This is a genomic window from Chthonomonas sp. (assembly GCA_016788115.1).
GTDB lineage: Bacteria > Armatimonadota > Fimbriimonadia > Fimbriimonadales > Fimbriimonadaceae > UBA2391.
Genome location: JAEURR010000006.1, coordinates 1 through 13,624, shown reverse-complemented (window position 1 = coordinate 13,624; position 13,624 = coordinate 1). Strand labels below are relative to the sequence as shown.

10 protein-coding genes are annotated in these 13,624 nt (G+C 53.9%); 8 read left to right on the top strand and 2 right to left on the bottom strand.

What is annotated here, in order from left to right; genetic code table 11:
• Positions 1-43: 43 nt before the first annotated feature.
• Genes JNM85_05155 through JNM85_05140 form a run of 4 tightly spaced genes read left to right on the top strand, consistent with a single transcriptional unit; the run spans position 44 to position 8,150 of the window.
• Positions 44-1,993, top strand: coding sequence for a site-specific DNA-methyltransferase (locus tag JNM85_05155; protein ID MBL8087446.1), 1,950 nt, complete (start codon positions 44-46; stop codon positions 1,991-1,993).
• A 4-nt stretch (positions 1,994-1,997) separates the two neighbouring features.
• Positions 1,998-4,985, top strand: a complete 2,988-nt coding sequence (locus JNM85_05150; GenBank protein ID MBL8087445.1) for a DEAD/DEAH box helicase family protein — start codon at positions 1,998-2,000, stop codon at positions 4,983-4,985.
• Positions 4,985-6,670 carry an AAA family ATPase gene (locus JNM85_05145; GenBank protein MBL8087444.1) on the top strand — a complete coding sequence of 562 codons (1,686 nt, stop codon included), beginning with the start codon at positions 4,985-4,987 and terminating at the stop codon, positions 6,668-6,670. The genes JNM85_05150 and JNM85_05145 overlap by 1 nt, the downstream gene beginning before the upstream one ends.
• 37 nt (positions 6,671-6,707) lie before the next feature.
• A complete protein-coding gene (locus JNM85_05140; GenBank protein ID MBL8087443.1) occupies positions 6,708-8,150 on the top strand; it encodes a DUF2130 domain-containing protein in 1,443 nt (480 codons plus the stop codon).
• 38 nt (positions 8,151-8,188) lie between these two features.
• Here JNM85_05140 and JNM85_05135 read toward each other — a convergent pair whose 3' ends face one another.
• Entirely contained in the window at positions 8,189-9,322 is a 1,134-nt protein-coding gene (locus JNM85_05135; protein MBL8087442.1) for a site-specific integrase, read from the bottom strand.
• A 342-nt stretch (positions 9,323-9,664) separates the two neighbouring features.
• Here JNM85_05135 and JNM85_05130 point away from each other — a divergent pair, with 342 nt between their 5' ends.
• The 4 genes from JNM85_05130 to JNM85_05115 all read left to right on the top strand — a co-directional run bounded on the left by JNM85_05130 (position 9,665) and on the right by JNM85_05115 (position 12,063).
• A complete protein-coding gene (locus tag JNM85_05130) occupies positions 9,665-9,907 on the top strand; it encodes a hypothetical protein (GenBank protein MBL8087441.1) in 243 nt (80 codons plus the stop codon).
• A 107-nt stretch (positions 9,908-10,014) separates the two neighbouring features.
• Complete coding sequence (locus JNM85_05125) at positions 10,015-10,698, top strand: hypothetical protein (GenBank protein ID MBL8087440.1); 684 nt, start codon at positions 10,015-10,017, stop codon at positions 10,696-10,698.
• 55 nt (positions 10,699-10,753) lie between these two features.
• Positions 10,754-11,134, top strand: a complete 381-nt coding sequence (locus tag JNM85_05120; GenBank protein MBL8087439.1) for a BlaI/MecI/CopY family transcriptional regulator — start codon at positions 10,754-10,756, stop codon at positions 11,132-11,134.
• Positions 11,131-12,063 carry a hypothetical protein gene (locus tag JNM85_05115; protein MBL8087438.1) on the top strand — a complete coding sequence of 311 codons (933 nt, stop codon included), beginning with the start codon at positions 11,131-11,133 and terminating at the stop codon, positions 12,061-12,063. The genes JNM85_05120 and JNM85_05115 overlap by 4 nt, the downstream gene beginning before the upstream one ends.
• A gap of 510 nt (positions 12,064-12,573) precedes the next feature.
• Here the strand turns inward: JNM85_05115 and JNM85_05110 are convergent.
• A partial coding sequence (locus JNM85_05110; GenBank protein ID MBL8087437.1) for a hypothetical protein occupies positions 12,574-13,624 on the bottom strand: 1,051 nt, incomplete at its 5' end.

Below are 13,624 nucleotides of genomic sequence, written 5' to 3'. Positions count from 1 at the left end.
ACTCCTTACCTGATAGACTCAAGTCAAGTTTAAGACAAGAAAAATGAACGATAACGAATTGATTCACGAAACCCCAGGCTCCACGCCGGACTTCAAAACTGAGCTTGCCGCTCAGCTTGCCGAACTGATGCCGGAGGTGGTTGCTGATGGGAAGATCGACGTGATCAAGTTACGGGAGCTTCTCGGCGAGGACGTGGGGAGCGACACAGAGCGATTCGGGTTGTTCTGGCCCGGTAAGAAGCGAGCATTGCGGGCCGCCCAAGAACCCACCACGGCCACTCTGCGGCCCGACAAGGCGAACAGCAAGGACTGGGACACCACCAAGAACGTCTTCATTGAGGGCGACAACCTCGAAGTGCTCAAGATTCTCCAGAAGCACTACCACAACAAGATCAAGTTGATCTACATCGATCCACCATACAACACAGGCAAGGACTTCGTCTATCCGGACAACTACAAGGAGGGCCTGGAGACGTATCTGGAGTGGACTCGGCAGGTGAACGAGGAGGGAAAGAAGGTCTCGACCAACAGTGAGAGCGAGGGCCGCTACCACTCGAATTGGCTGAACATGATGTATCCGCGACTGAAACTCGCTCGAAATCTGCTGGCCGACGATGGAATCATCCTCATTTCTATCGGTGACGACGAGCAAGCCAACTTAAAGAAACTTTGCGATGAGGTGTTCGGAGAGGTAAATCAAATTGGAGTGGTTCCTAGAATTGCAAAACGAACTTCAGATAAAGGAACATTCTTTCGACCAACGAAAGATTATGTTCTCGCATATGCACGCAGGGTGGATTATCTGCAAGAGTTTGGAATTGCCAAAGATGCTAACCCTGATAATTACCCACTGGAAGAAAAAGATGGCAGAAAATACAAGCAAAGTGGCGCATCATTGTATCAACCGTCTTTGGATGCAAGACCGAACCAGCGCTATTACATAGAGGCACCGGACGGCAGCTTGATCATCCCACCTGGAACCGTTTTTCCAGAAAAGAGGGCTGATGCAGAGAAAGTCAAGCCAAAGTCAAATTCTGATAAGGTGTGGCGGTGGTCAGTAGAGACTTATCTTGCCCAAAAAGATCGGCTTATATTCACGAAAGCGTCCTCCAAAAATCCGCTTCTTGACGAGAACGGTAATCAATCAAAATGGAACATATACCCAAAGGTTTATCATGACGAGGATCAACATGCGACGTTGCACCCTGAGGACGTGATTTATGACTTTCCAAACTCTCAGGGGACAAAGGAGCTCAAGGCCCTAGGAGTGCCTTTCGCATTTGCTAAGCCTGTAGGGCTTTTGGAATTCTTGATCAAGCTTGTGAACGATGATGATGCAATCATTCTTGACTTCTTCGCTGGCTCAGCAACCACCGCTCACGCGGTAATGGCACTGAACGCCAAGGATGGGGGTACGCGGCGTTTTATCCAGGTGCAGCTACCAGAGCCAACCCCAGACGACTCAGAGGCGTTCCAGCTAGGCTTCGAAACCATTTCCGAGATTGCAAGGTCGAGAATCACACTTGCGGGCGAGAAGCTTGCGCAGTCGATGGGGCTGGAATCACACAATCTCGACGTCGGATTCAGGTGCTACAAGCTCGTCGACACAAACTTCTCCAAGTGGCGCGTCTCGAGTGGCATCGACCGCACGGCTCTCGAGCAGCACCTCTTTAGTCTCCTTGAAACTGCAAGAGACGACACAAAGCCTGACGACTTGCTCGCTGAAATCTTACTTAAGCAGGGCTACTCGCTCACTGAGAAGATCACCGAATCGAATATAGCTGGCCTCGACGTGCGAATCGTAGGAGACAACCTCGTCATCGCCTACCTAACTGAGTCAGTCAAGCCAACCCTCGACCAAGTTCGAGCCATTGTTGATGAGGCTCCAGCGCGGATCATCATGCTCGAAGACGCCTTCCAAGGTGACGACGAACTCAAAACGAACCTCGCCCAGCTGTGCAAGAGCAAGGGCATCGAGCTCTGGACGGCGTAAGAACATGAGCACTTCCGGTTTTCAGTTTGATCCGAAGCAACAGTATCAGCTCGACGCGATTCAGAGCGTCGTGGAGCTTTTCGATGGGCAGCCGAAGGACGTCGAGAGGCTCAAGACCACGCTGAAGACTGCGAATCCTTCGGATGACGTTCAGAACCTCCGGCTCGACATGGACTACTCCGAGGAAATCGGGGCAATCGGCAACAATCTCGTCTTAGACCACGAGGTCATCTTAGCCAACCTCCAGCGGGTTCAAGACCGCAATGGTCTGGAAGTCATTCCGAAGCTCTTCGACAACGCTCTCGACTTCGACATCGAGATGGAAACGGGAACAGGAAAGACCTATGTGTACCTCCGCACGATGTTCGAGCTTGCTCGGAACTACAACTTCAGTAAGTTCATCATTCTCGTACCGAGCGTGGCTATCCGCGAGGGAGTGAATACAAGCATCCGGTTGATGCGGGAGCACTTCCGTAATCTCTATCCGGATCTTCCATTCGACGCCACCATCTACCGAGGTGATTCAGCGGAGGAGGTGCAGTCCTTTGCGACTTCAACGAACCTCCAGATCCTTATCATGACCATTGCCTCGATTCGGGGCGACAAGAACAATCGAATCATCCATCAGACCCGAGACAAGCTGAATGGTTTACGCCCCATTGACTACCTAAAGGCCACCCGGCCGTTTGTGATCATGGATGAGCCTCAAAACATGGAGTCGCTGCTTTCGCAGTCTTCGGTCAGTGAACTTGCCCCGACTTGTACTCTCAGGTATAGCGCGACGCACCGAAAGCAACGGAACGTGGCGTATCGCCTTGATCCGGTGGACGCTCATGACCTGGAGCTGGTCAAGCAAATCGTTGTCACTGATATTCACCAGGAGGGTTCTGATGCGACCCCGCATATCAAACTCGTTGAGGTGAAGCGTGATCCGTGGGTTGCGCGTCTCGAACTAGCTTGCCGAAAAGCTGACGGCACGCTCGAACGTAAGGTTGTGAGCGTGCGCCAGAACCAGGAGCTGTCTGATCCTCGACTCACCGACAACCCAGTCTACGAAGGCTGGCGGGTCATGGAGATGAGCATCGAGCCGCCTCAAATCGAGCTCACGAAGCATGGCATCCTCGATGTCGGCGAGAGCATCGGAGGCGCTTCCGGCGCGATCTATAAGGAAATGATCCGTGAGACGGTCAAGGAGCATTTCCGAAAGGATTCCATGCTTCGCGATAAAGGCATCAAGGTGCTGAGTCTCTTCTTCGTGGACAAAGTCGCGAGCTACCTTGGGGACGGCGTGAACAATGACGACGCGAACGGCGAGTTCGTGAAGTGGTTCGACGAAGTATTCGTGGAAGAGCGGGCGAAGTCCCAACGTTGGCAAGAGTTGATTCCGCACGATCCTTCAGAGGTGCGCCGAGCGTACTTCTCGCAACTCAAAGCCAAGGGCAAGACGACATTCCAGGATTCAACCGGGGCCACGAAGGCCGACGACGACGCCTACGAGCTGATCATGCAGGACAAGGAGCGACTTCTCGACGAAGAGGAGCCGGTTCGATTCATCTTCAGCCACTCGGCTTTGCGCGAGGGCTGGGACAACCCAAACGTGTTCCAAATCTGCACTCTCCGCGAGATGGGAGCCGACGTTGAGCGTCGGCAGACAATTGGCCGCGGACTTCGATTGCCGGTCACGAAAACACCACAGGGCTTCGTTCGAGTAGGAGAGCGAAGCATTGCGACGCTGACGGTTGTGGCGAACGAGTCTTACCAGTCCTTTGCCAAAAGCCTCCAGAAGGAATACAAGGATGCGGGCGTTGAGATTGGGCAAGTTCGGAAGACCGAGTTTGCCAAGATCGCCGCTGTCGATGCGAATGGCGCGGTTACTGATGACCTGCTCGGATACAACCAATCCGTCGAAATCTGGAATCACCTGGATGCCAAGGGCTTCATCAAGGAAGGCAAGATCACTTCCAAGTTTCTTCCCGATACGCTCGGGTTTGATCTGAGCCTCCCTGAAAAGTTTCTTCCGTACGAGGCCGAGATCATCAGCCTGGTGAGCCGGGCGAGCATCGAGAAGTACGTCAAGCCCGCCAGCAAGCGGCAGGTTCGTCGGCTCAATAAGGAGCTGTATCGAACACCTGAATTTGAGGCATTCTGGGAGACGATCAGCCGCAAGACCACTTATCGAGTCTCGGTGCAGAGAGAGCAGATCATCGAGAATGCAGTGAAGGCGATTCAGTCTTCACCGCCGATAGACCCGCTGCGGATTGTCGCCACCTATGCTGGAGTGAAGGTTCTACGTGGCGGCGCGAAGGGCTCTGTCGTTCGAGAGGGATCGAAGGACTTGAAGGGCAGCTACGATCTGCCTGACATCGTGACCGAGCTTCAGGAAGCCACCTCCCTCACGAGGGCCACGATCATCGACATCCTGATCCAAAGCGAGAAACTTGATTGGTTCCTCGGAAATCCAAACGACTTCATCGCACTAGCGAAGCGGAAGCTCCAGGATGAGCTTGCCAAGCTCGTGGTTGAGGGGATTCAGTACGAGAAGATCGCTGGCTACGTCTATGAGCTGCGCGAACTTCAGAAGGATGGCGAGGAAGAGAAGGAACGATTCCTCGATCAGTTGTACAAGGTCCAGAATGGACAGAAGACTGACTTCGACTATGTTGTCTACGACTCGGACGTCGAGCGGCAGTTCGCCGAGATTCTGGATGGAATGCCGGACATCAAACTCTTCATGAAGCTGCCCGCGAAGTTCCAGATACCAACTCCCGTCGGGCCGTACAATCCGGACTGGGCGATCATCAAGCATGAGGACGGCCAGGATCGAATCTATATGATCCGGGAGACCAAGAGCACCCTGGATGATTCCAAACTCCGCCCGACCGAAGTTGCAAAGATGAGGTCAGCGAAGAAGCATTTCGCCGCGATTGGGGTCGAAGGTTCTGAGACGTTAGAGGGCTACGGACGATCAGTGCCGGGAAGGTGGAACATATAATGCACGCACTAGAAGTCACAATTCATAACTTCCGCAGTATTCACCATGCAGTGATTCGACTTGAATCGCTATCTCTGATTGCGGGAGCAAATAACGCAGGCAAGAGCAACATCATTGACGCTATTAGGCTGTTCTATGGAGAAATCAAATGGGACAGTAATCGAGATCTGCCCAAAGTTACTCCCGAAGATACGGAGTCGTGGGTCGAGATTGAATTCAAGCCAAGCGCAGATGAACTATCACAACTCAAAGACGAGTACAAGTCTTCAAATGATACGTTCAGAGTTAGGAATTATGTCAGCCCGTCAACCGGACCAGACGGCAAGCAGAGATCCGGCTACTATGCTTATGAAGGCGGGAGCCTCTCAGAGAATCTGTTCTACGGCGCGAAAAACGTTGGTTCAGGCAAAGTAGGGCACATCGTATACATTCCAGCTGTCAGCAAGATTGACGATACTACGAAGCTCTCCGGGCCATCGGCACTTCGTGAGCTGGTCGCCACTGTGTTGAACAAGGTGGTTGCAGGAAGTGAAGCATATGAGGCATTGACTGAGGCTTTTCAAACGTTCGAAGGCACGATTAAGACGCAGACCAGCCCTGACGGTCAATCAATCGAAGCATTAGAGCTGGAAGTTTCTAAAGAAATTCAAGGGTGGTCAACAACATTCTCTCTTGCCGTTCAGACAATACAGCCTGAGGAAATGCTCAAGACAATTATTAAGCCTCAGCTAATCGATGAATCACACGGGGGTGAGGTAGATCAGTCACGCTTTGGAGCGGGCTTTCAGCGGCATCTGGTCTACACATTGATCAAGCTTGCAGCAAAGCATACAAACGCACCAAAGGCATCAGCTACTTCAAAGAAAGAATTCAGTCCAAATTTGACGTGGATTCTGTTTGAGGAGCCGGAGGCGTTTTTACATCCGTCTCAAGAGGAAGTCCTCCAGGACAGTCTACTAAAGTTGGCTAGCGATGAATCTACGCAGGTTCTGCTAACTACGCACAGCCCGCGCTTCGTAAGTCGTTCGATGAATGACTTGACTCGGCTGATTCGAGTTCGAAGGGATAATGGCGTGACTTCGTCATTTCAACTCAGCCAGATTGAACTGGACACGCTCTTTCAAGATGCGTTGGTCGCGGACGATACGATTACTCCCATTGGAACAACTCCTGCCGATTATAACAAGGCTGCGTTGATGGCCTCGTTAAAGACCGAGTTATGGATGCAGGCAAGTCGTTCCACTGCCTTTTTTGCCCAAAGAGTGATCCTCGTCGAAGGCCCCAGCGAAGTGGCACTGTATCGCTACTTGATTACGCGAGCATTGATGGACCCGCCTGCGAATGGCTTAGCGGTCATCGACTGCATGGGAAAGTACAACATCCATCGTTTCGTTTCAATTCTGAGTGCGTTTGGGATTGACCATTCGATTTTGTACGATGGTGATAGCGGAAACTCGCACGACACCGAAGTAACGGCTGCCATCAATACCGCAAAGACTTCATACACGAAGAGAATTACTCGTATCCCGCAAGATCTAGAGACCCAACTTGGCATCACCCCCCTGCCGAGATCTGAATCGCATAGGAAGCCCCAATACATACTCTATAATCTTGAAATTGGCAGCATATCATCGACCTCCGTCGATGCGATCAAGCAAGAGTTCTGCGATCTTGCCACCAACTGAAGTAGAAAGGACGGTAATCAGAGTTAACGGAGAACTTATGAAAGAGATCATCTGCCCCCACTGTGGTAAAGCCTTCAAGATTGATGAGGCCGGATATGCCGACATTTTGAGGCAGGTCAGGAACAGCGAGTTCAACCAGGAGCTTCACGAGCGGCTAGAACAGGCTGAGAAAGAGAAACAGGCAGCACTTGCTTTGAAAGAAGCGGAGGTTACTAACGCTCTGAGAGCCGAGGCGTCTTCTAAGGACGCTGAGATTGAACGGCTCAAGGCTGAATTGGCAGCTGCTGATGTCGCGAAGAGTCTGGCGCTTGAACAATCTGTTGGGGCGATTGAGCGAGAGCGGGATGCGCTGAAGCAAGAACTTGAACTAAAGAAGCTTGAGCAGCAATCAGCGCTTGAACTGCAGAAGGCTCAGTTGGAACGGGAGGCCGTGGCGGCAATCACTGCGAAGGAGTCGGAACTTCAGGAATTGAGGGCAAAGTTAGACAGCCACGGACTGGAGAAGCAGTTGGCCGTGACTGAGGCTGTGGGAACCGTTGAGAAGGAGCGTGACGAACTGAAAAGCAAGTTGCAGCAAGCCGAATCTGAACGCAAGCTGGGGGAGCAGTCACTTAAAGAGAAGTACGAGACGCAGATTAAGGATCGTGATCAGGCTATTGAGCGGCTAAAAGACCTGAAGGCAAAACTCTCCACGAAGATGGTCGGAGAGACTTTAGAGCAGCACTGCGAGATTGAGTTCAATCGAATCCGAGCAACTGCTTTTCAGCGTGCCTATTTCGAGAAAGACACCGATGCCCGTACCGGAAGCAAGGGCGACTTCATCTTCCGTGACTTTGACGCGGACGGAATCGAGATCGTCTCGATCATGTTCGAGATGAAGAATGAGAGTGATGGCACGGCAACTAAGCAAAAGAACGAAGACTTCCTGAAGGAGCTAGACAAGGATCGGAATGAGAAGAACTGCGAATATGCGGTCCTCGTTTCGCTTCTGGAACCGGAAAGCGAGCTGTACAACGCTGGAATCGTGGACGTTTCACACCGTTCTCCCAAGATGTACGTAATTCGGCCACAGTTCTTCATTCCAATGATCACGCTGTTGAGGAACTCCGCAATGAACGCCGTGCAGTACAAGTCTGAGTTGGCGTTGATAAAGTCACAAAATATCGATGTGACGAACTTTGAGAGGGATTTGGAGGAGTTCAAGAGTGCCTTCGGGCGCAACTATGATTTGGCTTCAAAGCGCTTCAAGACAGCCATTGAAGAGATTGACAAATCCATCGACCACCTGCAGAAGACAAAGGATGCACTTCTGGGGACTGACCGAAATCTCCGGCTCGCAAACGACAAGGCACAAGAGGTTACGGTAAAGAAGCTTGTTCGCAAGAACCCTACAATGGCAGCCAAGTTTGAAGAAGCTAGCCAGAGAAAGTCATTGCCAGGGATCGGCGAGGAAAGCAGCACCGAATCTACTCAAGAGTGACTCTTGAGGGGCCTGAATCTTTGTAGAGCCTCCCGAAATCATCGCTTAACCTGATAGCTCTGTTGTAGTCGCTCTGCCGCATCCCTCATCGCCCCATCCAAGACATGCCCGTATAGATTTGACGTGAGCGCGATCTGCGAGTGCCCGAGGTAGCGGCTGACCTGGTGGAGGTTCAAACCTGCCATCAGCATGAACGTGGCCGCAGAGTGGCGAAGTGAATGCATGCCGGTGCGGGGAAGTCCCGCCTTTTCCAAGGCGATGTGCAGGTAGTCGTTGACGTACTTCGGATCGAAGGGGCGCCCCCACGGATTCAGGAATACGAGATCAAGCTCGTTCTCATAACCCTCATCTTCCTGACGGTTTCGCTCCGACCGAACCACGTCGAGCGAGTGGCCGACGAGGGGCATGGTTCGCATGCTCTTCTCGGTCTTTAGCGGCTTCAGCACGAGCTTCTTGCCCATTCGCTGAAGCTGCGAAGAGACGAGAATGGTCTTCTGCTTGAGGTCCACGCCGTCCCATGTGAGTCCGGTGACCTCTCCAATTCGCATTCCGGTAGCCAAGGTGAACTTGACTAGGTTCTCTATGGGTGAGTCCTCCAGCGCAGTCAGGAGCTTCTGAACCTGCTCGGCGTCGAAGTAGACCTTTGCATTCCGCTTCACCTTCGGGGCGAACGTCTTGGACACTGGATTGTCGTGAGCTTCTCCAAACTTCATCGCAACGCCGTACGCGGCCCGTAGGGTGCGCCGTACCGCCGCGATGGTGTTCGCTGTCGCGCCGTCATCTTCGATGGTCTTAAAGAGCCTTGTGACGTCCATCGGCGTCACTCGCTGGAGCTCCATCCGCCCGAGGTAGGGCTTGATTCGCCGTTCGCACATGAGCCGGTAGAACTCGTATGTCTTGATCTCTCGGTTCGGCTTGACGTGCTCCTCCAGCCAGACGTCGAGCCAAGAGGAGACCGTGTGGCCGCGACGGTCAGGAATGCTCCTTCCAGCGACGAGCAGGGCATTCAGCTCATTGAGCGCCTTCACCGCTTCGGCTTGCGTTCGGCAGCTCACCTGGCGATACTTCGGGCGACCCTGATCCGTGAAGCCATCCTGCACTTGTGCGACGTACTTCTTGCCGCGCTTGAAGATGCTTCCTGATCCCTTCTCTCGTCTTCCTGTACGGGGCATTTCTGCAGTTTATCCTAAAGCGATCTGCAGTTTATCCGCAGTTTACGGAGCGGAAAAGAGTGGTCAAAAGTGGTCTTCGGTAGACTTTCTAGGTTCAAAAGCTGAACCTGAGCGGACGATTCTGCACGCCACTGGATTTGACATTCTGATTCTCTTAATCAGCGGGTCGTAGGTTCGAGCCCTACACGGTCCACCAAGATCTAGGTTCAGAATCCCGCTTCCGAGCGGGATTTTTGTCGTCAGAATGACGTCCTTACGCTGGTTTGGCGGCAGAAAGTAACGTCGAAGCGGTCATTCTCGACTTCCCGGAAACCGCTCCGTACTTATCGAGGGCTTGTTTCGATGCTGATTGGGAAACGGAAACGAGCTCAGGATGATCGCCAAGTCTGGAACCGAGAAACCGACTTTTCCGACTGGCTTGTGAGCGCGGACGGTAGTGTGCTCCCTGCGGAAGAGCTCGGAATCGAGATCGAGAATCTCACTCGCAAGTCTCGCCGGGCGGAACACCTGGCGAAGCGCAGCGTCGGGGTCCTGGGGTGGTATTGGCCCCGGGTGGGAGGCGAGTTTTTTGATTATTTTTCGTAGCGATCTGTAACGTATGACGACAAATGTCGTCATACTTAGTATGACGGCGGTCGTCGTCAAAAGGCTCGCGGGCGGAACGGCCGTCCACCCCGGGCCCTGGAGGAACTATGAACCTATCAAAAACAAGCCTCATGTGGAGTTCGGCCCTGGGTATGGCGATCCTCGGGTCAACCGCGCTTGCTACACAAGCAATCGCACGTCAAGAAGCAGGAAATGCTGGCGGCTCGCCAGTAGCGGCCAAGGGTCGGGTCACTGGCCCAGTTGCTGCGAGGAAGTCGAAGGCACCGGCGGTTAACTCGGTCCTGATGCTTCTCAACCAAGCGATCGTCTCACGGCAGAACTCTGATATCGAGTACGCCGATACCGAAGCTCAAAAGGAAAAGGTGATTCAGGCGTGCAACAGAGCCATTTTCGCTTTGCTCCCTGAGGAGAACCACGAGGATCAACGGCGGCTAATTCAGGTGGAAGCATTTGCGCCAGACAAATCCGTATGGCGCGAGATCGAGCAGACAAAGTCGCTTGTGAAGGCGCTGATAAAAGTCAGTCCTGAGGTGGACCAGTCCGCCAATGCCTCGATCAAACGTGTCTGGGATCGCTTATTGAGCCCGGATCATGCAGACCGCCAAGCCCATGCTCGGTCTCGACCGGCAGCTACCAAAGAGCGACAATTCCGGGCATGGGTGGATTCTCTCTGGGAGAGCGAGATGAACCGTACCTACCATCTTCTCACGAACGAGCAGCAGGCCGAATGGGACGCAGTCATGGACGTCTATAAGCGATATTCTCATTAGCCTCTAATACACACTGAAGGGGGCGTGCGAAAGCACCCCCCAACTAACAGCCACCATGAATCAAAAAATCGGGACCTTCGAACTGGAACTGCTTCTCTATCTCGCGGATAGTGGGCCGCTACCGACACGCATCTTGTTCCAGGAATTCGGCTTACCCCGCCAGGTGGGCCGTACAAGCGTTCTCAAGACGTTGGATCGACTGATGGCGAAGGGGTTTGCCGAGAGGGAAGAGGTTGGCAACTTGTGGCACTATCGAAGCAAACGCAGTCGGGCCGAACTAGAACAGGAGCGCGTCCAAGAATTTGTTCAGTCTGCGTTTGGCGGCGATACCCGTCCTCTTGTGCAGTTTCTTTCTGGTGGTGCCGCAATCAATCAGCGTGATCTCGCCGAGCTCAAATCTCTCGTGCAAAAGTTGTCCGGGGGCGCTGACCAGTGAGTCTGCTCGACCTCTATCAAGTGGTGGCTGAGCGTGCCGTCTGGTTTCTCTTTCTTACGGTGCCGTCAGCCGCGGTGGTCTGGTGCATGGTCCGCATCGTCCGTCTGTCGGCTCCCCAAAGGGTTCTCTTTTTGCGGCTCATGCTTGCCAAGGCTACGATCGTTGATCTCCCGCTTGCTCTTGTTGGAGCGGGAAACTCCGTTCCTGCACGCACGGTGGAGCAGTGGATCGACAGGGTTCCAGTACTATGGCTAGTGGGGTCCGTGCATTGTGCAGCACTCATCGGAGCGGCCGGAGTGACGCGGTGGGCTCTTGCTTGGCGTCAAGGCGAGCTCTTTGCCAAGCTGGCGAAACCGGGCCAAGATACCGCAACTGGAGTAGCCGTCGGGGCAATATCTGGCTTACCGGGACCCGTTGCATGGCGCAAGTCGATATTGGTTCCCGCCGAGGGCTGGAGCGAGTTAGAGGTGCGGCACGAACTCTCTCACGTCCAGCACGGTGACACTGCATGGAATGCCTCAATGTCTTTGGCGTGTTCGGCACTATGGTGGAACCCTGCCATTGTGTTGCTTCACCGGGAGTTACAGTTTTGGCACGAGGTCCGGGCCGATGAAGAGGCTGTGGACGGAGCGCCGGAGCAGAAGAAGCTGCTGGCTGACCAAATTTTGAAGTCGTCCAGCCATGGACCAGCTTTAACACTTCAACTTTCCAGCGCAGGTAGGTTGATTCGCAGAAGGGTAAAACACCTCTTCTCGGCTGCCTCACCAGAAGCTTCGAAATCGATGCTCATCCTGCTTGTTCTGGTGTGCCTTGGAACCAGTCCAGTGACTTACCTTCGCTTCTTCCAGCATAAGTACCCGTCCGTCAGGGTTACTTCTCCGAGGAGCGAGACGCCCGTCGCTACCCGCATGCCAGCTCGTCTCAAATAGCAATCGGAGCTCATCCGCGCCTTGCCTCCGCCACCGGCGAACTCGCCCTGTCGGGCGAGACTCACTTTTGTCACCCTCCCGGCCCTTCGGTACCTCCCTGCGAAAGGCGGCGTTTGTTGCCGAGCCCACTCTGGTGTCTAGCTCGTTGTAGCAGGTGGTTTGCGAAACCCCCGGCCTAGCGATTGAGGTGGCCCGGCTTTCAAAGTCGTAGGCCAGGGCAGTAGTCCCCGCAGAGGAGACAATCGAAGTCGCGCTTCCCGCTACGTCGTAGCCGTAGCTCTTCAACACGTACCCACCGACCGAAACGTTGAGGAGCTTGTCTCCATCGTCGTAGATGTAGGATTCTGTGGTTCGGTTCATCGTCTGGGTCAAGCAGTTATTGTTGCCGACGTAGGTGTAAGTCGCTGCATAGCCAGGACGTGACTTGGAAACCAACGGGCCCGCTACAGCCTATCTGTGGGCCGGCGTCACCCCGTTCAGTGTGTGACCCATGATCTTGGAACTAGCGTCCTAGGTAACAAACCGCCCGACTTCGTGGATGTACCAACGGTGGCCGACGAGCTGCAGCGATCCTTCGCCCGAATCGTATCCGAACTTGCCCGCATAGCCAAATGGCCCATTGAAGGTTCCGCTACTGTTCACGATGTTCCCATAGGCATCATACTCCCGTGTTGCCGCCAAACTCTGCGAAGACCCGGTTTGCGAATCTGTGTTCGACAGCCCTGCATGGTTCCAACGATCCACGCCGTTCCTTCGTTCCGCAACACCGGGGACATACTTCGCCGCTTGGGAGGAACTCCCCGAAGAAGAGGACACCACCGGCGCCAGCACCGAAGTCCCGCTACGCAAATCCGTTCGCGACCAAGAAGAAGTCGAGGTACCGACCCTCGCGCCCATGCCGTTGTAGCTATGGGTCGTCGTAATGGTCGCTGAACCTGGAGCGCTCATCCCGGTCAGGCGCGAATCGTAATCCCATTGGAACGTCCTCGTGCCCGATGCCGTCGGATACGCCGTCGGACGACCCGCCGCATCATAGGTAATGGTGCCATACGCATTCGCAACCAGCTTGTCCGATGAATCGTAGCTGAAGTTCTGCACCGTGGTGCCGTTCAGCTTTTTGGTTAATCGGTTCCCGTTCCAATCGTAGGTGTACTCCTGGCTCCATCCGGAACGGGTCTCGCTCAGCAATTGGTCGATGTCGTCATAAGCATACGAGGTTGTCACCGAATCCACCGACTTGGAACTCAAATTCCCCACAGGATCATAGTTCATCGTCTGCGAGCGAAGAGTCGTGTTCGAGCTGTTCTTCAGCGTCACTGAATACAGACGAGACCGCGAATCGTAGCCGTATTGTTCATACGTCCCGTTGCCAAAGGTTTGTTTGTTGATGCGTCCCGATGAATCGTATGTGTAGTCCGTTGTATCGTTCCAACCGCCACTTTCGCTCCGCGCGATCTGCACCGGACGGCCATAGCTGTCATAGCCAAACGTCGTCACGACGCTGCCCGGCTCCGTGCGCGTATTCGCCTGGCCGTTATCGCGCCATGTGTAGCTGATCGTG

Bases quoted from the DNA above. Each gene is read 5' to 3' on its own strand.
- JNM85_05150 (MBL8087445.1), top strand. From the start codon at position 1,998: ATGAGCACTTCCGGTTTTCAGTTTGATCCGAAGCAACAGTATCAGCTC.
- JNM85_05130 (MBL8087441.1), top strand. From the start codon at position 9,665: ATGCTGATTGGGAAACGGAAACGAGCTCAGGATGATCGCCAAGTCTGG.
- JNM85_05135 (MBL8087442.1), bottom strand. From the start codon at position 9,322: ATGCCCCGTACAGGAAGACGAGAGAAGGGATCAGGAAGCATCTTCAAG.
- JNM85_05145 (MBL8087444.1), top strand. From the start codon at position 4,985: ATGCACGCACTAGAAGTCACAATTCATAACTTCCGCAGTATTCACCAT.
- JNM85_05140 (MBL8087443.1), top strand. From the start codon at position 6,708: ATGAAAGAGATCATCTGCCCCCACTGTGGTAAAGCCTTCAAGATTGAT.
- JNM85_05120 (MBL8087439.1), top strand. From the start codon at position 10,754: ATGAATCAAAAAATCGGGACCTTCGAACTGGAACTGCTTCTCTATCTC.
- JNM85_05125 (MBL8087440.1), top strand. From the start codon at position 10,015: ATGAACCTATCAAAAACAAGCCTCATGTGGAGTTCGGCCCTGGGTATG.
- JNM85_05155 (MBL8087446.1), top strand. From the start codon at position 44: ATGAACGATAACGAATTGATTCACGAAACCCCAGGCTCCACGCCGGAC.